The 21,517-nt window shown below is 61.7% G+C and carries 22 protein-coding genes and 1 tRNA gene; 10 read left to right on the forward strand and 13 right to left on the reverse strand.

Going from position 1 to position 21,517, the window contains the following annotated elements; translation table 11 throughout:
* Positions 1 to 28 precede the first annotated feature (28 nt).
* Entirely contained in the window at positions 29 to 997 is a 969-nt protein-coding gene (locus tag HK22_RS01715; protein ID WP_086648115.1) for a carbon-nitrogen hydrolase family protein, read from the forward strand.
* Between the two features lie 167 nt (positions 998 to 1,164).
* On the opposite strand, the gene HK22_RS01720 is transcribed toward HK22_RS01715, so the two are convergent.
* The 8 genes from HK22_RS01720 to hisB all read right to left on the reverse strand — a co-directional run bounded on the left by HK22_RS01720 (position 1,165) and on the right by hisB (position 5,805).
* Positions 1,165 to 1,240 (reverse strand) — tRNA-Glu (locus HK22_RS01720).
* A gap of 48 nt (positions 1,241 to 1,288) precedes the next feature.
* On the reverse strand, positions 1,289 to 1,657 hold the full coding sequence (locus tag HK22_RS01725; RefSeq protein WP_062109904.1) for a histidine triad nucleotide-binding protein: 369 nt from the start codon (positions 1,655 to 1,657) through the stop codon (positions 1,289 to 1,291).
* A gap of 14 nt (positions 1,658 to 1,671) precedes the next feature.
* Positions 1,672 to 2,073, reverse strand: coding sequence for a phosphoribosyl-ATP diphosphatase (locus HK22_RS01730; RefSeq protein ID WP_062109905.1), 402 nt, complete (start codon positions 2,071 to 2,073; stop codon positions 1,672 to 1,674).
* A 4-nt stretch (positions 2,074 to 2,077) separates the two neighbouring features.
* Positions 2,078 to 2,839 carry an imidazole glycerol phosphate synthase subunit HisF gene (gene hisF, locus HK22_RS01735; RefSeq protein WP_062028934.1) on the reverse strand — a complete coding sequence of 254 codons (762 nt, stop codon included), beginning with the start codon at positions 2,837 to 2,839 and terminating at the stop codon, positions 2,078 to 2,080.
* Positions 2,833 to 4,191: a 1-(5-phosphoribosyl)-5-[(5-phosphoribosylamino)methylideneamino]imidazole-4-carboxamide isomerase gene (gene hisA / locus HK22_RS01740; RefSeq protein ID WP_062029011.1), complete on the reverse strand. Its 1,359-nt coding sequence runs from the start codon at positions 4,189 to 4,191 to the stop codon at positions 2,833 to 2,835. The genes hisF and hisA overlap by 7 nt, the downstream gene beginning before the upstream one ends.
* On the reverse strand, positions 4,188 to 4,826 hold the full coding sequence (hisH, locus tag HK22_RS01745; RefSeq protein WP_086648116.1) for an imidazole glycerol phosphate synthase subunit HisH: 639 nt from the start codon (positions 4,824 to 4,826) through the stop codon (positions 4,188 to 4,190). Before hisH ends, hisA begins: the two co-directional genes overlap by 4 nt.
* Positions 4,811 to 5,212 carry a hypothetical protein gene (locus HK22_RS01750; protein WP_086648117.1) on the reverse strand — a complete coding sequence of 134 codons (402 nt, stop codon included), beginning with the start codon at positions 5,210 to 5,212 and terminating at the stop codon, positions 4,811 to 4,813. Before HK22_RS01750 ends, hisH begins: the two co-directional genes overlap by 16 nt.
* Positions 5,209 to 5,805 (reverse strand): imidazoleglycerol-phosphate dehydratase HisB, encoded by a 597-nt coding sequence (gene hisB, locus HK22_RS01755; protein WP_086648118.1) that lies wholly within the window; start codon positions 5,803 to 5,805, stop codon positions 5,209 to 5,211. The genes HK22_RS01750 and hisB overlap by 4 nt, the downstream gene beginning before the upstream one ends.
* A 224-nt stretch (positions 5,806 to 6,029) precedes the next feature.
* Here hisB and HK22_RS01760 point away from each other — a divergent pair, with 224 nt between their 5' ends.
* The gene (locus tag HK22_RS01760) at positions 6,030 to 6,632 is read left to right on the forward strand and encodes a nitroreductase (protein ID WP_143412363.1); all 603 of its coding nucleotides are present in this window, start codon (positions 6,030 to 6,032) and stop codon (positions 6,630 to 6,632) included.
* Between the two features lie 4 nt (positions 6,633 to 6,636).
* Positions 6,637 to 7,821, forward strand: a complete 1,185-nt coding sequence (gene ubiM, locus HK22_RS01765) for a 5-demethoxyubiquinol-8 5-hydroxylase UbiM (RefSeq protein WP_086648167.1) — start codon at positions 6,637 to 6,639, stop codon at positions 7,819 to 7,821.
* A gap of 48 nt (positions 7,822 to 7,869) precedes the next feature.
* On the opposite strand, the gene HK22_RS01770 is transcribed toward ubiM, so the two are convergent.
* From HK22_RS01770 to HK22_RS01780, 3 genes are all read right to left on the reverse strand, one after another.
* On the reverse strand, positions 7,870 to 8,355 hold the full coding sequence (locus HK22_RS01770) for a hypothetical protein (protein ID WP_062028944.1): 486 nt from the start codon (positions 8,353 to 8,355) through the stop codon (positions 7,870 to 7,872).
* 93 nt (positions 8,356 to 8,448) lie between these two features.
* The gene (locus tag HK22_RS01775) at positions 8,449 to 10,875 is read right to left on the reverse strand and encodes a DUF3772 domain-containing protein (RefSeq protein ID WP_198945453.1); all 2,427 of its coding nucleotides are present in this window, start codon (positions 10,873 to 10,875) and stop codon (positions 8,449 to 8,451) included.
* A 144-nt stretch (positions 10,876 to 11,019) separates the two neighbouring features.
* Complete coding sequence (locus tag HK22_RS01780) at positions 11,020 to 12,093, reverse strand: quinone-dependent dihydroorotate dehydrogenase (protein WP_086648120.1); 1,074 nt, start codon at positions 12,091 to 12,093, stop codon at positions 11,020 to 11,022.
* Between the two features lie 113 nt (positions 12,094 to 12,206).
* Between HK22_RS01780 and HK22_RS01785 the strand changes: the two genes are divergently transcribed.
* Positions 12,207 to 12,446 carry a hypothetical protein gene (locus HK22_RS01785; protein WP_062028947.1) on the forward strand — a complete coding sequence of 80 codons (240 nt, stop codon included), beginning with the start codon at positions 12,207 to 12,209 and terminating at the stop codon, positions 12,444 to 12,446.
* Between the two features lie 3 nt (positions 12,447 to 12,449).
* On the opposite strand, the gene HK22_RS01790 is transcribed toward HK22_RS01785, so the two are convergent.
* Both HK22_RS01790 and HK22_RS01795 read right to left on the reverse strand, forming a co-directional pair.
* The gene (locus tag HK22_RS01790) at positions 12,450 to 13,301 is read right to left on the reverse strand and encodes a sugar phosphate isomerase/epimerase (RefSeq protein WP_086648121.1); all 852 of its coding nucleotides are present in this window, start codon (positions 13,299 to 13,301) and stop codon (positions 12,450 to 12,452) included.
* Positions 13,302 to 13,305: 4 nt separating this feature from the next.
* On the reverse strand, positions 13,306 to 14,115 hold the full coding sequence (locus HK22_RS01795) for an alpha/beta fold hydrolase (protein ID WP_086648122.1): 810 nt from the start codon (positions 14,113 to 14,115) through the stop codon (positions 13,306 to 13,308).
* A 132-nt stretch (positions 14,116 to 14,247) separates the two neighbouring features.
* Here HK22_RS01795 and dusB point away from each other — a divergent pair, with 132 nt between their 5' ends.
* The 6 genes from dusB to hflX are packed head-to-tail and all read left to right on the forward strand — an operon-like array spanning position 14,248 to position 21,512.
* Entirely contained in the window at positions 14,248 to 15,363 is a 1,116-nt protein-coding gene (dusB, locus tag HK22_RS01800) for a tRNA dihydrouridine synthase DusB (protein ID WP_086648123.1), read from the forward strand.
* A gap of 15 nt (positions 15,364 to 15,378) precedes the next feature.
* Positions 15,379 to 16,104 (forward strand): sigma 54-interacting transcriptional regulator, encoded by a 726-nt coding sequence (locus HK22_RS01805; RefSeq protein WP_086648124.1) that lies wholly within the window; start codon positions 15,379 to 15,381, stop codon positions 16,102 to 16,104.
* Positions 16,101 to 18,500: a PAS domain-containing sensor histidine kinase gene (locus HK22_RS01810; RefSeq protein WP_086648125.1), complete on the forward strand. Its 2,400-nt coding sequence runs from the start codon at positions 16,101 to 16,103 to the stop codon at positions 18,498 to 18,500. The genes HK22_RS01805 and HK22_RS01810 overlap by 4 nt, the downstream gene beginning before the upstream one ends.
* Positions 18,490 to 19,902, forward strand: coding sequence for a sigma-54 dependent transcriptional regulator (locus HK22_RS01815; protein WP_062028959.1), 1,413 nt, complete (start codon positions 18,490 to 18,492; stop codon positions 19,900 to 19,902). Before HK22_RS01810 ends, HK22_RS01815 begins: the two co-directional genes overlap by 11 nt.
* A gap of 48 nt (positions 19,903 to 19,950) precedes the next feature.
* Entirely contained in the window at positions 19,951 to 20,202 is a 252-nt protein-coding gene (gene hfq, locus HK22_RS01820; RefSeq protein ID WP_062028961.1) for an RNA chaperone Hfq, read from the forward strand.
* The gene (gene hflX, locus HK22_RS01825; RefSeq protein ID WP_062028963.1) at positions 20,199 to 21,512 is read left to right on the forward strand and encodes a GTPase HflX; all 1,314 of its coding nucleotides are present in this window, start codon (positions 20,199 to 20,201) and stop codon (positions 21,510 to 21,512) included. The genes hfq and hflX overlap by 4 nt, the downstream gene beginning before the upstream one ends.
* Positions 21,513 to 21,517 lie beyond the last annotated feature (5 nt).

A 21,517-nucleotide genomic window follows, 5' to 3' on the forward strand; every position in this document is an offset into this window, starting at 1 on the left:
ATCCACCACCTCCATAAGAGATCCGGACATGAGTCAGCGTCGCGTCGCCGTCATTCAGGCAGGAACCAGTCTCTTCGACACCCCCCGCACACTGGATCGGATGGAAGCCCATTGCGAAGCTGCTGCGGCACAGGGCGTTGAGCTTGCAGTCTTTCCTGAGGCGTATGTCGGCGGCTATCCAAAGGGGCTAAATTTCGGCGCTGTTCTGGGCAGTCGTTTCCCGGAAGGGCGTGAGGACTATCTGCGCTACTGGAAAGCGGCAATTGATGTGCCGGGGGCAGAAACAGCGCGGATCGGCTCTTTCGCAGCGAAAATGAAGGCACATCTTGTCGTTGGTGTCATCGAGCGTGACGGCGCCACGCTTTACTGTACGGCGCTTTTTTTCGGGCCTGACGGAAATCTTCTGGGCAAACATCGCAAGCTGATGCCGACCGGAACCGAAAGGCTGGTCTGGGGGCAGGGGGACGGTTCGACCATTCCAGTCTTCGATACGGATATCGGGCGGATCGGAGCTGCAATCTGCTGGGAAAATTATATGCCGGACCTGCGTCAGAGCATGTATGCACGGGGCATCAATCTCTGGTGCGCGCCCACGGTGGACGAGCGCGACATCTGGCAGGCTTCGATGCGGCATATTGCCTATGAGGGGCGGACGTTTGTTCTCAGCGCCTGTCAGTACATGACGCGCGCCGACGCGCCAGAAAATTATACCTGCCATCAGGGCAATGACCCGGAGACCGTGCTCATTCGTGGCGGCAGCGTGATCGTCAGTCCGCTCGGGGAAATCATTGCCGGACCAATCTATGATCGCGAAGCCATCCTTACGGCCGATATTGATCTGGACGACGTGATCCGGGGCAAATACGATCTCGACGTTGCAGGCCATTATGCACGCCCTGACGTCTTCAGCCTGCGGGTTAATGATAGCCCGCAGCGCCCTGTAGTATTCTCTGAGCCAGTGAATACTTCGTCCGTTTTCAAAGAAACTTCCGAATAAATTCACCTGCCGTGCGTGATGCCGACGTAATTCAGCGGGTTACATGTCGTAAAGGCCTGAATCAGAGCCCGTATTTTCCCGATTATTTCAGGAATAACCCAATATTTTAAAAGTTGACCTGCCGCTTAATTATCTGTGAAATTTGCACAAGACTGCAATAAATCAGATGGTGTCCCATAGGGGATTCGAACCCCTGTTGCCGCCGTGAGAGGGCAGTGTCCTAGGCCTCTAGACGAATGGGACGAGGCGAAGGGCTTAATAGGAGGCCCTTCGGATCTTGGCAAGCATTATTTAGGAAGTTTTTTGTGTCAGGAGGGGACCCAGGCTTTTTCCGCCGAAGAGATGAACATGGAAATGGGGAACTTCCTGTCCGGAATTGGGGCCGGAATTGCTGATGAGTCGAAAACCTTCGTGGGTCAGGCCCTGTTCTTCAGCGATTTTTGAGACCGCGCGCCAGAAGCCCGTGATTTCTTCCGCAGAGGCTGTCGCACCGAAATCGGCAATGGAAACGTAAGGGCCCTTGGGGATGACCAGAACGTGGATCGGAGCCTGCGGGGCGATGTCGTGGAAGGCAAGGGCGAAGTCGTCTTCATAAACGGTATGCGCAGGAATTTCTCTGCGCAGGATGCGGGCGAAGATATTGCCGGGATCGTATGTCATGGTCGGGCTCCTGCTCAGCCGAGCTTTTCCTTGGGGCGGGCAGCTTTTTCGGCGATGCCGCTCGTGCCTTCGCGGCGCTTGAGCTCTGTCCAGACGTCTTCGGGTGAGACGCCTGCGTCCACCCACATGACGATCAGGTGGTACAGCACGTCCGCGCTTTCCCCGATCAGTTCCTTGCGGTTGCCGTTGACGGCTTCGATCAGGCATTCCACGGCTTCTTCGCCGAATTTCTGGGCGATCTTGTTGCGGCCGCGGGACATCAGGCGCGCGGAATGGCTAAGCGACGGATCAGTGCCACGACGGGACTGAACCGTGTCATAGAGGCGCTGGAGGACCTGTTCCTGCAGGGCATCAGACTTTTTATCGTCCTGCTGCTTCGAAGGCTTTGGAGCCGGTTTGGTGGCGGGTTTACCCATGATCTTATTCTCCAAGCCTGACCGGCAGGCCGGCCTTGTTCAGCGCGTTCTTGACTTCATCAATCCGGAACTGGCCGAAGTGGAACACACTTGCCGCCAGAAGGCCACTTGCGCCAACTTCTGCACCTTCCACGAAATGCTGTAATTCGCCCACACCACCAGAAGCGACGACCGGAACTGTCACGGCGTTGCAGACCGCGCGCAGCAGGTCGAGGTCAAAGCCTGCGCGGGTGCCGTCGCGGTCCATGCTGGTGAGCAGGATTTCGCCTGCGCCCAGATCCTGCATTTTCCGCGCCCATTCCACGACATCCAGCCCCGTGGGTTCGCGGCCGCCCTTGGCATAGACTTCCCATCCGCCCTGTCCATTGGATCGTGCGTCGATGGCGACGACAATGCACTGGCTGCCGAAGCGTTCAGAAGCTTCGCGGATCAGGGCCGGATTTTTGATGGCGGCCGAGTTGACGGCGCATTTATCGGCACCGGCCAGCAGGAGGCGGCGCATGTCTTCACAGGTGCGCACCCCTCCACCCACGGTCAGGGGGAGGCAGATAGCCTCGGCCGTGCGGCGGACGACATCAAGGATGGTGTCCCGGTTTTCGACGCTGGCCGTGATGTCGAGAAAGGTCAGTTCGTCAGCGCCGGCAGCGTCATAGAGCTTGGCCTGTTCGACCGGATCGCCCGCATCGCGCAGGGAGACGAAGTTCACGCCTTTGACGACGCGACCGTCCTTGACGTCCAGACAGGGAATGACGCGCAGTTTCAGCATGATCCGAGGACGTCCAGAGCGTCTTTGAGCGCGATGCGACCATCATAGAGGGCGCGACCGACAATGGCACCGGAAATGCCTGGAACGTCCCGTGCGATGTCGCGCAGGGCCTTGAGATGCTCCAGATTGCCGACCCCGCCGCTGGCGATGACGGGAATGGACAGGCGGCGGGCCATATCGGCGGTCTGTTCCAGATCCAGCCCGGCCAGCATGCCGTCGCGGGTGATCTCGGTGAAGATCACAGCGGCGACACCGGCATCTTCCATGCGCAGAGCAAGGTCGTTGGCTTCGAGTTCGGAGACTTCTGCCCAGCCTTCGGTGGCGACGCGGCCCTGTCGGGCGTCGATGCCAGCGACGATGCGCCCCGGGAAAGCACGAGCGGCCTGCCGAACCAGTTCGGGGTCCTTGACGGCCACGGAGCCGAGAATGACGCGGGAGACGCCCGCTTCGAGCCAGCGTTCAATCGCAGCCATATCCCGGATGCCACCGCCGAGCTGTACAGGAAGGCTTGTAGCCTTCACGATGGATTCAATGGCCGGAATATTGGTGGAGCGGCCAGCGAAGGCACCGTTCAGATCCACGACATGGATGTGACGGCACCCGGCCTCGGCGAACAGACGGGCCTGTGCCCCGGGATCGTCGGAATAATGGGTGGCGTCTTCCATTTCCCCGCGCCGCAGGCGGACGCAGGCGCCGTCCTTGAGGTCGATCGCCGGGTAGAGCGTCAGGCCGTGAGCCGGAGCGTGCGCTTCCGGTTCGGCGAGCGCATCGGGTGCGGAACCACTGGCGTCAGGCATCGCGATGCTGGACTGCCAGCGGGCGGCCTCGTTCTCGTTTGCCAGAAGTTTTGAGAGAAAAAGTCCGCGCACCGTCTGCCCTCCGATCCGTGCATAATAAGGATGCGTGCCCCAGTGTTCGAATTCGAATGACCGGAACAGCCCGATAGCGGCGACATGCGTTTCGCGGATGTCGCAGTTTACAACCTTGCAGCCAATGGCCTTTGCGCCCTTGAGCATGGCTTCCAGAAGCGCGCGTCCCAGACCGCGGCCTCGGGCATAGGGCGCCACGAAAAAGCCGGTCAGGTTGGCGGTTGCCGCATGGGCTTCATAACTTGCAGGGGGACGCACAAGCTGCCCCGCGCCGCAGATCACACCATTTTCGCGCACGACGTAGAAGCTGCGCTCCGGCACGAGCAGCAGCCCTTCGAAATAGCGCGCCAGAGCCTGCGGGCCGGGAGGCTGAAGCCAGCCGAAGCCGCCGCCGTCCAGAATGCCGGCCGATGTCGCTTCGATCAGGGCATCCAGATCTTCGGGTGATAGCGACGAGACGACCCGTTCGCAGGTGATCGTCATGAAGTCCACCGCAGGAAGTTGCCGAGGATGGTCAGGCCGACATCCTGGCTTTTTTCAACGTGGAACTGCGTGCCGCAGCGGTTCCCGCGAGCGACGATGGCCGGAACCTGCGTGCCGTACTGCGCGGTGGCGACCAGATCGCTGTCCGCGCCGTCATGCAGGGCATAGGAGTGAACGAAATAACCGTGATTGCCAGGCGTGAGACCGTCCGTCAGCAGATGCGCGCCGGGCGTGAAGTCCAGCGTGTTCCAGCCCATGTGCGGCAGGCGCAGGCCTGCACTGGCGGCTTCATCCATGCGGCGGATATTGCCGGAAATCCAGCCCAGCCCTTCGGTGCGTCCATGTTCGAGGCCATATTCGCACATAAGCTGCATGCCGACGCAGATGCCGAGAAAGGGTGTACCGTTCGCGGTTGCGGTTTCCAGCATGGTGCGCAGTTCCGGGCCGAGACCCTGCGCGCAGTCCGCGAATGCGCCCTGACCGGGGAGGATCAGGCGGTCTGCGGTGAGGATGTCGTCTGCGTCGCGGGAGATGACGACATCGGCCTCGATTCCCTTGCGCGTCGCGGCCTTGCGGGCAGCCTGTGCGGCCGAGGCGAGATTTCCGCCATTGTAGTCAATTACGACGACGCGCATGGAAACTCCGGGGATGTGCCGTAGGAAGGGGCGTATTGCTGCTGGTCCATCCAGCGCAGGAGCGCGATGTCCCGGCTGGGGGCGGCGATGGGCGTGCCGGGGACGCGGCCGTTCAGGCGCTGTTCCCACAGACGGATCTCAGCCGTGAAGCTGGCGAGCACGGCGTGGATGGCCACGATCAGGTCCAGCCGGGACCAGAATCCTTTCAGGACATGCAGCAGGATCATCGTCACGGCTGCGGCCAGAAGGGCGGAAATCCATGCGCCATAGGTCAGCAGACCAAACCAGCCGAAAAACAGGACGCGCCATGAAAAGCCGTCCTGCACCATAACGGGCATCTGCGGGCCGGTGGCTCCGGGCTTTGTGCAGGGAATGTAGAGCTTCACAGCACGCCCTTGGTGGAGGGAATGGCTCCCGCCGAACGCGGATCATGCGAGACCGCCACCTTCAGGGCGCGGGCAACGGCCTTGAAGCCGCTTTCGGCGATGTGATGGGCGTTGGTGCCGGCCTTGCAGGTCAGATGCAGGGCGATATGGGCGGACATGGCGAAGGCGCGGAAAAATTCTTCGAACAGTTCCGTGTCCATCGTGCCGATCTTCTCGCGGGGGAAGACGACATTCCAGGCGAGATAGGGGCGGCCGGAAATATCCACCACGGCCTCGCACAGGGCTTCGTCAAGCGGGACAAGCGCATGGCCGAAACGCTCGATGCCGCGCTTGTCTCCGATGGCCTGACGAAAGGCCTGCCCGAAAACGATGCCGACATCCTCGACGGTATGATGCCCGTCGATATGCAGGTCTCCCTTGGCCTTCAGGTCAAGGTTGAAGCCGCCATGTTTGGCCAGCGCCGTCAGCATGTGATCGAAAAAGCCGATGCCACTGTCCACGTCGGAGCGGCCTTCGCCGTCGAGCGTGAGGGCAAGTGTGATGTCGGTTTCGCTGGTGGCGCGATGCAGGCTGGCGTGGCGGATGTCGTTCATGACATCCCTGCTACACCAGCATGGCGCGGATTTCCACGTTGTCCGGCCAACATGAGTGCAAAATCCGTACGTAGGCAGAAAGAAAAAGCAAAGGCAGAAAAAGGGGGCGGGGAAAGTATGTTCTCGCGGGAGATGGCCCGAAAGGGCGTCACGTTTCCTTGAAGTGGGCAGTGTCAGGAAATTGCCCTTGGCGGGGAAGAGAGATGGGCCCATATTTCCTGATTATGGCACATCATCATTCTCCCCTCGACGTCCTTCTCTCCCGCGCCTCGACGGACCATCTCGTCGAGCCTCCACCGAAGGGGGATGACCTCCGCACCATTCTCTCCGCAGGTCTGCGGGCCCCGGATCACGGGAAGATGCGGCCCTGGCGCTATACGGTCATCAAGGGCAAGCATCGCGAGGCTTTTGCCGATCTCGTGGTGGAAGCGATGGGGCGGCAGGAGCCTGACGCGCCCGAGGCCAAGAAGACCAAGCGCCATCATCGCTTTTCCAATATGCCAATGATCATCGCACTCGGGATGCATCTTAAGCCGGAAGGAAAAATCCCGGTCATCGAACAGGAAATGGCTGTGGCGGCAGGGGCGATGAACGTCCTGAACGCGCTCCATGCGTCCGGATTCGGCGGCATGTGGGTGACGGGTCCCTTCTGCGAAGACCGCGTACTTCTTGAGTCGCTCGGGCTGCCCGAGCCGCATCGTCTGGCCGGTTTCCTGTTTGTCGGAACGCCCGCAAAGCATTCGGATGAGCGCAAACGTCCTGAAGTCGACGATTACATGGCGGTCTGGAAGGGAGACGCCATCAAGTTCGCCGCGGATGCCGGCTGAGCTGATGCGTTACGACGTTATTATCGCCGGTGGTGGTCCGGTCGGGCTGGCTGCGGCTCTCTCACTGGCGCGGGACGGACGCAGGGTCTGCCTTGTCGAGCGGTCATCTGTGGATGTGCTGGCCGATCCGCCTTTTGACGGGCGGGAAATTGCGCTGACACATCACGCGTCGGAATGGCTGAAGGCTGTCGGGGCATGGAACGAAATCCCTGCTGGCAGCATCTGCCCGATGTATACGGCCCGGATTGAGACCGGAAAGACGGGAAATCCGCCGCTTCTGTTCGATGCGCCAGCCGATGGCCCCGATGCGCTCGGACATATGGTGGCGAACCATCTGATCCGGCGAGCGCTGTATCGCGTGGTGTCGCGGATGCCCGGCGTGAAGATCAAGGCCGGAGAAGGCATTGCCAGTTCCTGGCACGATACGCGCTCGGCAGGCGTTGTTCTGGCCAATGGCGAGCGTCTTGAGGCTGATCTGCTGATTGCGGCAGACGGGCGTTTTTCACGCCTGCGGACCGAAGCCGGGATCGGGGCGATCGTTCACGATTTCCAACGCAACATCATGGTCTGCCGGATGCGGCATCCCGAGCCGCATGCCAATACGGCGCTTCAGTGGTTTGATGAAGGGCAGACGATTGCTCTTCTGCCGGTCGCAGCAGATGACCGTCCGGGCTCCTGTTCGTCGCTGGTTCTGACGCTGGAGCCGGACGAGATCGCGCGTCTCAAGGCGCTCGATGGAAAGGCCTTCAGCGAAGATATCACCGCCCGTACGCAGGGCCGTATGGGGCCAATGACGCTGGAGAGCGCGCGCTGCGTCTATCCGCTCAAGGCCGTTTACGCCCATCGCTTTCAGGCGCCGCGCCTGGCCCTGATTGGAGATGCCGCGGTGGGGATGCACCCGATTACGGCGCACGGGTTCAATCTTGGCCTCAAGGGGCAAGAGGTTCTGGCCAAGGCGATTGCGGATGGCCCGGGCGATGCGGGTGACCCATCCGTTCTGTCCCGTTTCGAACGCACGCATCGTCTGGCCACGGCGCCGCTTTTTGCGGCCACCAATGCGATTGCAACCGTTTACACCCGCGACGAAGCTCCCTTCCTCATGGCGCGCCGGGCCGGGCTTGCGGTGGCCAACCGGCTTCTGCCCTTCAAGGCAGCCGTGACGAACATGCTGATGGACCGTCATGGCTGAAACTCCTGTCGCTTTCTGAAGGCGGCAGGAGAGCGCCTGGAGTATTCGTCAGTTAAAATGCGCCCGCAGCAGCGGGGTGGATGAAATGCAGAGCATGATCAGTCCGAACAGCGCCATGACCTTGATGACGAAAAAACAGGCGTGATGACGGGCATCCGCGCCGGTGGCCAGCATCATGAACGGGTCAGGATCGGGAAATCCGGTTTTGCTGTTGATCTGCACGAGCTCCAGCGCGCGTTGACGACTGGGCGCCGCCTGTGCCCGGCGGCGCGTCATTTCAGTCCCGGAAATATCGGCTTTTTCGTGCAGGGCCGTAAGATAGAGTTCCAGATCCTCCCGGCGATAGGCAATTCTGCCATCAGGACCCTGCGTGTGCGCAGGCCCCGTGCCGAGAAGGGAAAGCAGCTTCATCCTGCGTTCTGGTAGCGCGAGATGGGCTGCTGCTTCCGCTCTGGAAAGCGTTTTGGAGCGCACAGGCAGATGAAAGACCTGTCCGCCTGACTTTTCACCGGGAATATGTGTCGGAGACGGCATCGGTCTGAATCCTGATTTCTCTGGACGGACTGACATTATGGTCAGTCCGTCCAGAAATCGAGTATTTCCCGGAGTCCCGCCCTGTATTTTTGATCAGGCTGTCGTGATGGCGATACCTTCGGAACGAAACCGGCGGAAGACGTCAAAAAGAATGGCATCCTGCACGCTGCTGGCGTCCCGGGCGGAGACGAGAGCGATACTCAGAGTCAGGGTCAGACTGTCTGCGGTAATGGCACTGACCCGAACTTTTGGGGCAGGTGTCGCGAGGACTTCGTCGCGATGTGCCGCAACTTCCAGCAGCATGGATTTTGCCTTTTCCGGATGGGTCGCCACCGGCACCTGAAATGTCAGGGTAAGGCTGCCCGTTGCTCCGCTCAGCGTGGCGTTTTTGACGCTTGTCGTGATGAACTGGGAGTTCGGAACGATCATGGTCGAACCATCGCTCAGCCCGATATCGGTCGCGCGGATGCTGATGCGTTTGATATCGCCCCGTGTGCCGGCAATCTCAACCATGTCGCCAACGCGCACCGGCCGCTCGGCCATGAGAATAACGCCGGAGACGAAGTTCTGCACGATGGATTGCAGACCGAAACCGATACCGACCGAGAGGGCACTGACCACCCAGGTCAGGTTTTGCACGGACACCCCGGCAATGGAGAGAATGCCGAGGCCAACGAGGATCCACGAGCAATAGGTGAAAATGCTGAGGATCGACGTCCGGCTGCCGATGTCGAGGCGGGTTGTGGGGAAGAAACGGTCCCTGATCCAGCTTCGGGTCTGGCGGATGATGTAATAGGCGGCCACGGCCAGCACGATGACCAGCACGACCGTATCGAGAGAGATCTTTACGCCGTGGATGGTGTTGCCGACGAACAGCAGCCAGAGCCTGTTGGTAATGTCCGTGACGCTGAAGCTGCCATCTGTCTGTGCAATGGAAAACAGCAGCAGAAGCAGCAGGATATTTCCAAGCCCGGAAAGGATCACTCCGATCTGCGACAGGCGGGGCTGGGGAAGGCCAAGCTGCATCAGGCGGAGGCTGAAGAAACTACCTTCCGAGAACAGCCGCTCCAGAACATCGCGCCAGCACAGACCCAGAAGTGCCACGATGGCCACGCCCGTGCCCAGCGAGAGCAGCCAGCCATTGAGTGTGAAGGCGAAGGCCACATAGCCCAGCAGGATGGAAATGACCGTGACGGTCAGAAGCAGGCTGGACACACCCAGTGCGGACGGCGCGAAGCCGCGCGTATCGTTCTGGTTGCCCAGTCGGCGGAACGTATCCACGGCACACAGGCCGATGGCGATGGAGAACACGATTTCCAGCAGGATCTGAAGCGTTGGGCCAAAAGCATCCTGGGCCTGAAACGCACGCAGCAGGTCCAGAAGAAGAATGCTGATCGCCAGAATCCAGTCCACTCCCCGAAGCGCCTTGCGCTCACCGGGATTGCCCTGTGCCAGAACGCCGCTCCGTCCGAATACTGGCAGACCGGCGCCAATGATGAAGCCGCAGACGGGAACGGTCTCACCAATGATCGCACCGATCGGGCCGCCACCATCGGGCAGGGTGGCCGCAGCCCAGATGAACCATGTCAGGGTAGCGATCAGGGCTTCCAGCGCACCATTGAGCGTGATGGCAATGATGCTGGCGGAGAGAGCCTCTTTCACGCTGTCTTCAGTGGCGGGGCGGAAATGGGCACCACAACGCTTGAGCAGACGCAGGATCAGGGGGGAGCTAAGGCCAATCACCGCGAAGGTGATCGCGCAGCCGATCAGGAGATGGAGCCAGTCCGCCAGAACACCGCCCGGATGAAACGAAGAGTGGTTTTCGGCGCGTTCGGTCAGGAGTGTATTCCAGAAGCGCGGAGCCAGCGGTGAAACCGTGTGTTCGGACAGGGCCGCGTGCTGAAGCTGTGTGCGGCGCGCGTTGATGGCTGTGTTGAGCTGCTGGGCCTGAAGATTATAGAGCCTGGCGCGGATCAGGGCCGATTTCACGGACTGCGCATTCTGCTGCATCCGCTGGCGCTGTGCCGTGACGGAGGGATCTTCGTTTTCCGCCGCGCTGGTGCCGAGGATTTTCAGAAAAGATTCGGTGATGTTGTCATAGGACTGGATCTGCGTGACGGCGTCCTGCGTGTTCTGCTGGACCTTCTGGATCCGGGACGACAGGCTGTCGAGCTCGCTGTTGCCCGTATTTTCGTCCTTGCGGTTCAGAACGGCGAAGACCTGCCGCAGAGTGGTGGCGCTGTCGTCGAGCTGATGAGCAATGGTGGTGGAAACCGCAGCCCATCCCAGACCGGACGTGGTGGGATCGGACTGTGAATCTTTTCCAACATCTTTTTTGGAAGGCACGGCGACTGCCGGGGCGGAAGCAGCCTGAGGCGCAGCGAGTGCGATAGGGGGAGCCAGTCCGGCAAATGCCAGCGCGACAGTGACGAACAGAACACCCAGAGTACGTCCACAAACGGCTCCGGACCGCTGTCTGCTGAAAGATGAAAAGGCGCGCGCGGCAGGCCGTGTGGTCATGCGTCGGGTGTTCCGTTCAGTGTCTTGATGGGTTTTCAACGGTTTGCAGAGACAGAGGTTCGATTGCTGCGGACAGTACGGATATGAAAAGGGCACCTTTCCCGGATCAGGAAAGATGCCCCGAACCGGGAAGGACCTGAGTGCTTAGTCCTGCCAGTCGATCCCATGGGCATCCGCGATCGACTCGAAGCCATCGCGGCGCATGGCGTCCAGAAGTTCCTGTTTCATGCGGCTCAGGATGCCGGGGCCCTGAAGCACGAAGGACGAATAGATCTGCACCATGTCCGCGCCCATGCGGATGCGGGCCAGAATGTCCTCTCCGGTTTCAATGCCACCGCAGGAAATCAGCGCCAGCCGGCCCTTGTTCAGCCCCGAGACAATCCGCAGCACATCCCGAGAGCGGGCTGCCAGAGGCCGTCCGGACAGGCCACCGGTCTCGCGGGCTGCCGGATCGCGCAGTGTACCGGGGCGGGCGATGGTTGTGTTGGTCAGGATCAGACCCTGCGCGCCGCCTTCGATGGCGGCCTCGAGGATCGGCTCGTAGGAACTGTCATCCAGATCCGGCGCAAGCTTGACCAGAAGCGGCGGCCGTTCGGGATTGCGCGTGTTGATGGCCGCGAGGAGTTCTTTCAGCATCGCCGCCGACTGAAGATCCCGCAGTCCCGGCGTGTTGGGCGACGACAGGTTCATCGTGATGTAGTCGGCATACGGGCGCACGCGGGCTACAAGTTCCGGATAATCCCGCAGCGGGTCGGAGCCGGTCTTGTTGATGCCGATATTCACACCCAGCGGCACAATCGGGCCGCGCATCCGGCCATTGGGCATCGGACGGTGCAGACGGGCGAGACGTCGGCAGAAGCGGTCCACGCCGCAGCCATTGAACCCCATGCGGTTGATGATCGCGCCGTCCTCGACCAGCCGGAACAGGCGTGGGCCCGGATTGCCGGGCTGGGGGCGAGGCGTCACGGTTCCGGCCTCGATATGCCCGAAGCCCAGCTTTGCAAGCGGGCGAATGGCGCGGGCGTCCTTGTCGAACCCGGCGGCCAGGCCGATCGGGTTGGGAAAGCGCAGGCCGAGCGTGCGGGTCGAGAGGGCCGGGACGTCTTTCGGAGCCTGGCCACCGAGGCCAAGAGCGAGAGAGTGAATGGCGAGTTCATGCGCCGTTTCGGTGTCGAAGCGGTGCAGGAGAGGGGTGACGAGCGTTCCGAGATCGATCATGAGTTGTTTCCATACTCCAATCCGCACTGTGAAGCACCTGCCTCACAGCCCTGGACGATGGGTGACGTCGTTTTGTCTTGGCCGTGGCGTGGGGACACGATAGACGCGAATGCATGTCCAATGCCTTCACCGCTGAATCCTATGACGAGCCTTACCTTGAGACGTGCTGCCGCTCGACGCTGCACCGGCTCCTGCTCTGTGGCGCGACGGGCCGTCCGACAGGTTTGAAGGACCAGCCCTGTCTGGAGCGGCTGGAGCGGCTGGGGCTGTCTGAACTGCGAGATGACGGACGCTTCGTCATCACGCAGGACGGTCTGAAGCGGCATCGCGAGGAAATCGGGCCGACCGAATGAAAATCAGGCCGTACCGGTCCAGGCCTGATTCAGTCCTTCGCGGCAGAAGCGGATGACTTCGTTCAGGTCACGGTCATAGAGGCTGTCCGGCACGCCGGATGAGAAGATCTCCACAGTGCAGGCGCCCCGAAAACCTGCATCCCATGTGGCATGCAGCATTTCATAAAGCGGAATGCAGCCATCGCCGGGGATCAGACGGTCCGCTGCGGACCAGGGTGTGCGCCAGTCGCTGACCTGAAGGACGTTGATCTTCCGGCCTGCGGCCCGGATGGCCGCGCAGACGTCTTTCTGCTGCCAGATGTTCCAGTAATCTAGGCACAGACCCATGGCGGAGTGTCCGACGCCGTCGATGATGTCCATCGCCTGTTCGATGGTCCAGATGGCACTTTCGGTGTTTACAGAGGTCGGGTTGAGCGGTTCCAGTGACAGGGAGACGCCCAGATCGTCCGCAAGCGGGCAGAGGTCACGCAGATAGCGCACCGTCTCGTCCATGGTGCGGCGCATGTTCCCTTTGGGTGGTGCGCCGGTATTGGTGACGAAAACACTGCCGGGCACATGCGGGGCAAGGGTTTTCAGGCTCCGGGTCAGACGTTCGACGCGGGCTTCGGGTGCGCCGGGTTCGGGCACCATGGCGCTGCCGAAAAATGTACGCACAGCAGGCTGCACGGCACTCACGGTCAGGCCGCTCTCTCTCACAAGGCGCATCTGTTCTTCGATGCGGTTTGGATCGAGCTTGGCTTCGCAGATCTCGATCGCATCCACGTCAAGCGCGCAGTAACGGGTGACGTCTTCCTCGAATGACCAGGGCTGGGTCGTGAATTCGTTCATGCCGAAGCTGAAAGGCAGTGTCGTCATGGGATCAGCTCTTCATGAAATCGAGAACGGTGCGGTTGAACTTTTCGGTCTCGTCGAGAAAGACCATGTGGGCGCTGTCCGTAAAGTCTACGCCCCGACAGTTGGGCATGTGCTGTGCGACCCAGGCGGGACCTTCCGGGTTCAGGACCTTGTCCTTGCGGGCCACCATCATCAGAGCCGGAAGCGTGAAACGCGGCAGGACATCGCGCCAGTCCTGCGTGGTGTGATCGGCCATCATGGCGCTGCGGGCATGTGCGGGACTTTGCGCCATCTCCCGAAGCAGGAAGGCCTTTTCCTCGTCCGCAATCGGATGACAGATGCAGTTTTCCAGATTGGCCAGGTCGAAGTCTTCCGGGGTGAGGGTCAGCTGCTGCTGTACGGCCGTCAGGCCCGCCTGGTCGTAACAGTCGGCATGGCCGAGCTTCCAGTCAGCAGAATAATACTGTTTCGGGGTCTGCTGGACGAATATGGCGTTGCGGATGCGCTCTGATCCGAACAGTTCCAGATACGACCAGATGACCGGGCAGCCGATCGACCAGCCCAGAACCGTGACGTCCCGCAGGTTCAGCGCCACCAGCAGGTCCCGCAGATCGGCGGCCAGACGGGCGATCCTGTAACCATGTGATGGTTTTTCCGAACGTCCGTGGCCGCGCAGGTCCACAGTGATGACGCGGGCCTGTTCGGAGATCGGGCCGACATTGCGGTGAAAGAAGCGTCCCGAAAACGTCCAGCCATGAATCATGACGATGGGCCGTCCGTGCCCCTGTTCCTCGTAATGGATGCGGATTCCGTCACTGGTCGTGATATGCGGCATGGTCTTCTCCGTAAAAGCACTGGCCGGATGGGCGTGGAAACTGTCACAGGCCATAGCGCGCGGACCGTAAGGCGGGTTGCGTTCAAAGGAGCGTTTGCGCTTGCGGGAGCAGGGCGGTAAATTGGAAGGGCCATGACTGTTTCCTCACCTTCCGTCACGCCCGACGCGCCTGAAACCGCCCCTCCGAACCGTGTTCTGAAACCCATTGATCTGGGGCAGGGCGTGGTGATCGAGGACCCGGTGATTCTCGCCCCGCTCTCGGGGGTGACGGATCTGCCGTTCCGTCAGCTCGCGCGCGATCTGGGAGCAGGGCTTGTCGTATCGGAAATGATCGCCTCCTGGGCGATGATCCGTGAGAACGAAAACACCATGCGTATGGCTCGGATGGCCGAGCGCGGGCCCAATGCGGTCCAGCTTGCCGGGTGTGATCCCGAAGCCATGGCGCAGGCAGCGAAGATTTCGGTCGATGGAGGGGCAAACCTCATCGACATCAATTTTGGCTGTCCGGTGAAGAAAGTGGCGATCGGGCAGATGGCTGGCTCCGCACTGATGCGCGACGAGGTTCTGGCCGGGAAGCTGCTGGAAGCCACGGCGCGGGCCGTGAATGTGCCGGTGACGCTTAAGATGCGCATGGGCTGGGACCACAACTCCCTCAATGCGCCGCGTCTGGCAAAAATCGCGGAAGAGAGCGGGATCCGGCTTGTGACGGTTCACGGTCGCACCCGGCAGATGTTCTATAACGGCACGGCGGACTGGCGTTTCGTTAAAACGGTGAAGGACGCGGTGTCGCTGCCGGTTATCGTCAATGGCGATATCAACACCATCCGCGATGCGCGTGAGGCGCTACACCAGTCTCAGGCCGATGGCGTCATGATCGGGCGGGGTTGCTATGGCCGCCCGTGGTTCACGGCACAGGTGGCGCAGTCCCTGCGGACAGGTGAAGACGTGCTGGATCCTGATCTGGCCACGGAAAAAGAAATCGCCCTGCGTCATTATCGCATGATGCTTGACCATTTTGGCGAGCGTCCGGGTCTGCGTCTCGCACGTAAGCATGTGTCCTGGTATTCCGCCGGGCTGCCGGGGTCTGCGACGTTCCGCTCTACAATCAATAATGTGGATAATGCCGCTGAAGCCATCGCGCTGCTTGAAGGCTTCTATGACCGTCATATCGAAGCCGGTGTTGTCCGCAACCGCGAAGCCGGGCCGGCCGGCAGTCTGAGCCGCGATGGCACGCGTGAGGCGGCCTGAGATCATGCGCCGTTCATGACGGAAGCGTCCGTATCCGGTCTGGTCGAGCAGGGCTGTCATCCGGTTTTCCTTTACGGGGCCTCCCGGCTGGACCGGCAGGACGTGGCCCGCAGGCTGCACGGCCACAGCCCGCGCGCGCAGCGCCCTTTCGTGGTGGCGGCTCTAACCGCCACCCCGCGCGCACTGCGCGAGGCGGCACTGTTCGGGAGCGCCGAGGCGGGCTGGATCCAGCAGGCACAGGGTGGAACCCTTCTGCTGGACGAGATCGACTGTCTGTGCCCTACGATGCAGGACCGGTTCGTGGACTGTCTTGCGCAGACGGATCTGCGCGTCATCGCCGGAAGCCGTCACGATCCGCTCCTGCTTCTGAGGCAGGGTGGTCTGGCGGCAGGACTGCATCAGTGGCTGTCGGCACTCCCGTCGGCGCAGCGGATGGGGCCTGAACGGATCAGCGCGGTCTGTCGTCTGGCGGCAGGTACGGGCACGGCACGTCCCCGCGGTCTGGAGCGGGCGCTGGAAAGGCCTTTGTCCGAATATCTTGAGGGTGACCTGGAAAACGGCGCGGGCGATCTGCATGCCTGCGTGGTGGGGGAAGTCGAACGGCCGCTGATTACGATGGTCCTGCGCCGCACCTGCGGCAACCAGTTGCGCGCCGCCGCCATTCTGGGTGTAAACCGCAACACCCTGCGCAAGCGTATCCGAGAACTGGACATCACGATCCCGAAAGGCATCGACGAGTGAAATTTCGTTCCCTGAGGCGCCTGTTTGCAAGGCTGACGAGTGCCAACGGGGCGGTTCTTCTGACAGTTATGGCGCTTGTGCTGGCTTTTGCCACGTTCGTCGTGCTGTCAGGCGGCATGTCTCTGGCGCATCGCCCGCAGGTTCAGGCGATCGTGTTCCTGCTCGATTTCATCATGCTCATGCTGATTGCGGCTGCCGCCGTGGTGCAGATCGGGCGGATGGTGGCCGAGCGCAGACTCGGCCTGGCGGGTGCGCGTCTGCATGTACGGCTCATTACGCTGTTTGGCATTGTGGCGGTCGCCCCGACCATCGTCGTGGGGGCGGTGGCGACGCTGTTTTTCCATTATGGCGTGGAAATCTGGTTTTCCAACCGTGTGAACGATGCGCTGACGGAGGCACGATCGGTCGCGGTCGGTTACCTGCAGGAGCATAACGACAATGCCCGGACCGAGGCCTTCGCGCTCGCGAACACGCTGATCACGGTCCAGAACGACGAGCTTTTCTCGCGCGGCACCGATCTTTTCCATGACCCGGCGCGTCTTCAGGAATTTCTGGACGACGAAGTGACGGAACGGGGCCTGACGGATGCGGAGGTCTTCGATCCCCTGACATCCAAGGTGCTGGCCGTCGGTGGCCTTCTGGGCAGCGATGCCGATATGTCCACCGCGCCCCCCCTTCCGCCGAAATCGGTCGTGGAACTGGCCCGGCATGGAGAGGCCGTGATTCTTGACCGCCCGGATCAGCGCAAGGTGCGCGCCGTAGTGGCGCTGGGCGGCAATTCGGGACTCATGCTGGTCATCACCCGTCCGGTCGATCCGGATGTCGTCGAACACATGCGCCGGACGGACACGCTGGTTACGGATTACCAGCGGCTGATTGCCAATCGCGGCAAGACGCAGGTCCTGTTTGCGGTCATTTTCGCGCTTATGGGCCTGCTGGTTCTGGCGGTGGGAATGCTGACGGGTCTGGCGCTGGCCAACCGGATCGCCAATCCGCTGGGCCTTCTCATCCTGGCGGCCCAGCGGATTTCCAAAGGGGATCTCGGGGTGCGCGTTCCTGTTCCCGACGATGCGGGGGAAGACAAGGATGACGAGGTGACGGGGCTGTCCCGTGCGTTCAACAGCATGACAGACCAGCTCGAAAGCCAGCGTTCCGAGCTGATGCAGGCCTATGACCAGATCAACGAGCGCCGCCGCTTTACCGAAACCGTGCTGGCAGGCGTTTCGGCGGGCGTGATCGGGCTTGACCGGGCGCAGGTGATCGAACTGCCGAACCGCGCAGCCTCCAGTGTCCTCCAGCGTGACCTCCAGCCCGCCATCGGCCGGAAACTGACGGAGCGTGTGCCGGAGTTCTCCGCTCTGCTGGAGGCGGCACGCATGGCGCCAGAGCGCGTCCATACGGCCGAAATCCAGGTGGATACCGAAGGCGCGCAGCGTCCAGGTGGACCGGGCGAGGGTGCGGGTGCGGGTGCGGGCCGCACGCTGCTTGTCCGGGTCGTGGCAGAGCTGCGCGGGCAGGATGTCGCGGGCTATGTCGTGACCTTCGATGACATCACGGATCTTCAGTCTGCCCAGCGCAAAGCCGCTTGGGCGGATGTGGCCCGGCGGGTGGCGCACGAGATCAAGAATCCTCTGACCCCGATCCAGCTGGCGGCAGAGCGCCTGAAGCGGCGCTTTCTCAAGGAAATCCACTCCGATCCTGAGACCTATACGCAGCTTGTCGATACGATCGTGCGGCAGGTCGGCGATATCGGGCGAATGGTTGACGAGTTCTCCGCCTTTGCACGGATGCCACAGCCCGTCATGCAGCCGGAGGACTTCTCGCGGCTGTGTCGGGAGGCGTTGGTGCTCCAGAGAAATGCCCATCCCGAAATTGTGTTCGAGACGGCCGGACTGCCGCCGTCAGGGCCGATCGTGCGCTGTGACCGGCGACTCATCGGACAGGCACTGACAAACCTGCTACAGAATGCAGCCGATGCCATCAGCATGGCAGGCCGCGGAAAACCGGGAGAAAATGTCTCCGGACAGCCCGCAGGACAGGTAGTGCAGCCAATAGGACACATTGTGGTGGGCTTGCACATTCACGGCGGGCATGTCCTGCTAGACATAGAAGATGACGGGATCGGCCTGCCGACGGTGGAACGCCACCGGCTGACCGAGCCTTATGTAACCCACAAGGCGAAGGGCACCGGCCTCGGCCTTGCGATCGTCAAGAAGATCATGGAGGACCATTCCGGGATGCTTCAGCTCACTGATCGGGAACCAGACCTTTCCCGTGGCCCGACATCCGGGCAGCGGGGAACGCGCGTCACCCTGTCCCTGCCGTTATGGGAGCAGGAGAGCCATGTCCCGGGTGGAACGGACCTTCAGACCATGAGGACAGCAGATGGAACATGAGATCCTGATCGTCGATGACGAACCGGACATCCGGTTCCTCATCGAGGGCATTCTGAACGATGAGGGCTACAGAACCCGGACAGCCGCCAACTCGGATCAGGCGCTTGAACTTTTTCGCGCGCATCGTCCGTCTCTGGCGATTCTGGACATCTGGCTTCAGGGCTCCCGGCTGGATGGAATCGAACTGCTCAAGATTTTCCAGACCGAGGAACCTGGGCTGCCGACGCTCATGATCTCGGGTCACGGCACCATCGAGACGGCAGTGTCGAGCCTCAAGCTCGGCGCCTATGACTTTATCGAAAAACCCTTCCAGTCGGACCGGCTGCTGGTGGTGGTGCGGCGCGCGCTTGAAGCCGCGCGCCTGCAACGTGAGAATGCGGAACTGCGTCTGAGGGCCGGCCCGGAAACGACCCTTTCGGGAGAGGGGGCCGTCATTTCGGCCATCCGCGCCCAGATCGAGCGTGTTGCGCCCACCAATTCCCGTGTGCTGATCAGCGGTCCGGCCGGATCGGGCAAGGAAGTGGCGGCGCGGATGATCCATGCGCGCTCGCGCCGGGCAGAAGGGCCGTTCATTGCCCTGAACTGTGCGACGCTGGCGCCCAACCGCTTCGAAGAAGAACTGTTCGGCCTTGAGGGCGAAGACGGTCAGCCGATGCGTCGTGGCGTGCTGGAGCGCGCCCATCGCGGAACGCTCCTGCTTGATGAAGTCGCGGACATGCCGCCTGAAACGCAGGGCAAGATTGTCCGCGCGCTTCAGGACCAGACCTTCGAGCGTCTGGGCGGCAATACGCGGGTGAAAGTGGATATCCGCGTCATCGCCACCACCAACCGCGACCTTCAGTCCGAGATTGCCGCGCACCGGTTCCGGGAAGACCTGTATTACCGCCTTGCGGTCGTGCCGCTACGGATTCCCTCCCTGCGCGAACGGCGCGAAGACATTCCGGGTCTGGCGCGGCACTTCCTTGACCGCTGCGCCCAGTCTTCCGGGCTGCCGGTCCGGGAGCTGTCGGTCGATGCACTTGCCGCGCTGCAATCCTATGAGTGGCCGGGAAATGTGCGGGAGTTGCGCAACCTGATGGAGCGGCTGCTGATCATGATGCCAGGGACCGGCAATGATCCGATCCGGGCAGACATGCTTCCCTCCACCATCAGTCAGGGCGCGCCGTCCATGACACGCCTCAATTCGGGAGCGGATGTCATGAGCCTGCCGCTGCGTGAGGCACGGGACCTGTTCGAGACGCAGTATCTTCAGGTGCAGCTCATGCGCTTTGGGGGTAATATCAGTCGCACGGCCAGTTTCGTCTGCATGGAGCGCAGTGCGCTCCATCGCAAGCTCAAGCAGCTTGGCGTGACGACAAATGAAGACCGTGCGCCTGCGTCGTCCACGCCAGTGAGTGGTTGAAATGGCCCGTCGATTTTCCTTCTCTTTCCTCTGTCGACTGATAACAGCGTGACTTCAGAACATTCCTCTCCTGTCGGTTCTCGTGCCGTTCAGGAGGTTTTCCTTGACCATCTGCGCCGGACGGAAGCCTCCGTGACCGTCTTTCTGGTCAATGGCGTAAAGCTTCAGGGAATCCTGGCCCAGTCGGATGCGCAGACCCTGCTGCTGCGGCGTGATGGTCATGTGCAGCTTGTTTACAAACACGCCGTCAGTACGATCATGCCGGTAACGGCGATGAATTTTGTGGAAGAAGAGCTTTGAGCGGTTTCGAGACCAAAAAACCCGCAACACGCGCCGCGGTCATCCTGCCGTGGGAAAAGTCCGGACCGCAGGAAGAAATTCGTGCGGCGGATGCGCGCCTTGAGGAAGCGGTGGGTCTGACGGCGTCGATCGGGCTGGTCGTGGTGCGTCAGGCCGCGATTCTGCTGCGTGCACGCCGCCCCGCGACCCTGCTGGGAAGCGGTCAGGTCGAGCAGCTCGCCGAGGCTGTGAAGCTCGACGATGTGGATGTGGTCGTGATTGATGCGCGTCTGTCCCCGGGACAGCAGCGCAATCTTGAAAAGGCCCTGGCCTGCAAGGTCGTGGACCGAACCGGGCTGATTCTTGATATTTTCGGCGCGCGCGCTGCCACCCGGGAAGGTGTGTTGCAGGTCGAGCTGGCGCATCTGGAATACCAGCGTTCGCGCCTTGTGCGGCTCTGGACCCATCTTGAGCGTCAGCGGGGCGGCTTCGGCTTCCTCGGCGGCCCGGGTGAGACGCAGATGGAAGCCGACCGCCGGATGCTGGCCGAGCGGATCGGCAAGATCCGCAAGGAACTGGAACAGGTGCGCCGGACACGCGGCCTGCACCGTGAATCCCGCAAGCGCGTACCGTTCCCGGTCGTGGCCCTCGTCGGTTACACCAATGCGGGCAAGTCCACGCTGTTCAATGCCCTGACTGGCGCGTCCGTTCACGCGCAGGACCAGCTTTTCGCCACGCTGGACCCGACCATGCGCGGCATGCGTCTGCCGTCCGGGCGCAATGTGATCCTGTCCGACACGGTGGGGTTCATCAGCGAACTGCCAACCGAACTGATCGCGGCATTCCGGGCGACTCTCGAGGAAGTGGCGCAGGCGGATGTGATTTTGCATGTGCGCGATATTTCGCATCCCGACAGCGTGGCCCAGCGGGCGGACGTCCTGAACGTGCTGGATGGCATGGTGCGGGATGGCGTGCTGGATTCACACTGGTCGGATCGCACGATCGAGGTTCTGAACAAGGCCGATCTGGTGGGCGGTGTCGAAGCGGTTCCGAAGCGTGAGAATGCTGTCGCGATTTCCGCCATCACAGGCGAGGGTCTGCCGGATCTGTTCGAGGTTCTGGACCAGTACCTGACGCGATCCATGAAATCCGTCGATGTCCGTCTGCCGATCACGGACGGCGCGGCGCTGGCCTGGCTTTACCAGCACGGTGAGGTGGTTGGACGCACGGATCGGGATGACGGGATGGATGTGCAGGTCCGTCTGTTCTCGGCGGATCTGGAGCGTTTTGAACTGCTTCATCCAGACCGGATCGTGCAGCCGGACGCCTGAATTTT

Origin of the sequence: Gluconobacter sp. DsW_056, assembly GCF_002153595.1 — a bacterium.
In the GTDB taxonomy this organism is placed as follows: domain Bacteria; phylum Pseudomonadota; class Alphaproteobacteria; order Acetobacterales; family Acetobacteraceae; genus Gluconobacter; species Gluconobacter albidus.

What these genes read in the sequence shown, in the direction of transcription:
- HK22_RS01760 (WP_143412363.1), top strand. Translation starts at nt 6,030, where the DNA reads ATGGCACATCATCATTCTCCCCTCGACGTCCTTCTCTCCCGCGCCTCG.
- HK22_RS01815 (WP_062028959.1), top strand. Translation starts at nt 18,490, where the DNA reads ATGGAACATGAGATCCTGATCGTCGATGACGAACCGGACATCCGGTTC.
- HK22_RS01730 (WP_062109905.1), bottom strand. Translation starts at nt 2,073, where the DNA reads ATGGGTAAACCCGCCACCAAACCGGCTCCAAAGCCTTCGAAGCAGCAG.
- HK22_RS01805 (WP_086648124.1), top strand. Translation starts at nt 15,379, where the DNA reads ATGACGGAAGCGTCCGTATCCGGTCTGGTCGAGCAGGGCTGTCATCCG.
- HK22_RS01780 (WP_086648120.1), bottom strand. Translation starts at nt 12,093, where the DNA reads ATGATCGATCTCGGAACGCTCGTCACCCCTCTCCTGCACCGCTTCGAC.
- HK22_RS01770 (WP_062028944.1), bottom strand. Translation starts at nt 8,355, where the DNA reads ATGCCGTCTCCGACACATATTCCCGGTGAAAAGTCAGGCGGACAGGTC.
- ubiM (WP_086648167.1), top strand. Translation starts at nt 6,637, where the DNA reads ATGCGTTACGACGTTATTATCGCCGGTGGTGGTCCGGTCGGGCTGGCT.
- hisA (WP_062029011.1), bottom strand. Translation starts at nt 4,191, where the DNA reads ATGACGATCACCTGCGAACGGGTCGTCTCGTCGCTATCACCCGAAGAT.
- HK22_RS01775 (WP_198945453.1), bottom strand. Translation starts at nt 10,875, where the DNA reads ATGACCACACGGCCTGCCGCGCGCGCCTTTTCATCTTTCAGCAGACAG.
- HK22_RS01795 (WP_086648122.1), bottom strand. Translation starts at nt 14,115, where the DNA reads ATGCCGCATATCACGACCAGTGACGGAATCCGCATCCATTACGAGGAA.
- HK22_RS01725 (WP_062109904.1), bottom strand. Translation starts at nt 1,657, where the DNA reads ATGACATACGATCCCGGCAATATCTTCGCCCGCATCCTGCGCAGAGAA.
- hisB (WP_086648118.1), bottom strand. Translation starts at nt 5,805, where the DNA reads ATGAACGACATCCGCCACGCCAGCCTGCATCGCGCCACCAGCGAAACC.
- HK22_RS01790 (WP_086648121.1), bottom strand. Translation starts at nt 13,301, where the DNA reads ATGACGACACTGCCTTTCAGCTTCGGCATGAACGAATTCACGACCCAG.
- HK22_RS01785 (WP_062028947.1), top strand. Translation starts at nt 12,207, where the DNA reads ATGTCCAATGCCTTCACCGCTGAATCCTATGACGAGCCTTACCTTGAG.
- dusB (WP_086648123.1), top strand. Translation starts at nt 14,248, where the DNA reads ATGACTGTTTCCTCACCTTCCGTCACGCCCGACGCGCCTGAAACCGCC.
- hisF (WP_062028934.1), bottom strand. Translation starts at nt 2,839, where the DNA reads ATGCTGAAACTGCGCGTCATTCCCTGTCTGGACGTCAAGGACGGTCGC.
- HK22_RS01715 (WP_086648115.1), top strand. Translation starts at nt 29, where the DNA reads ATGAGTCAGCGTCGCGTCGCCGTCATTCAGGCAGGAACCAGTCTCTTC.
- hisH (WP_086648116.1), bottom strand. Translation starts at nt 4,826, where the DNA reads ATGCGCGTCGTCGTAATTGACTACAATGGCGGAAATCTCGCCTCGGCC.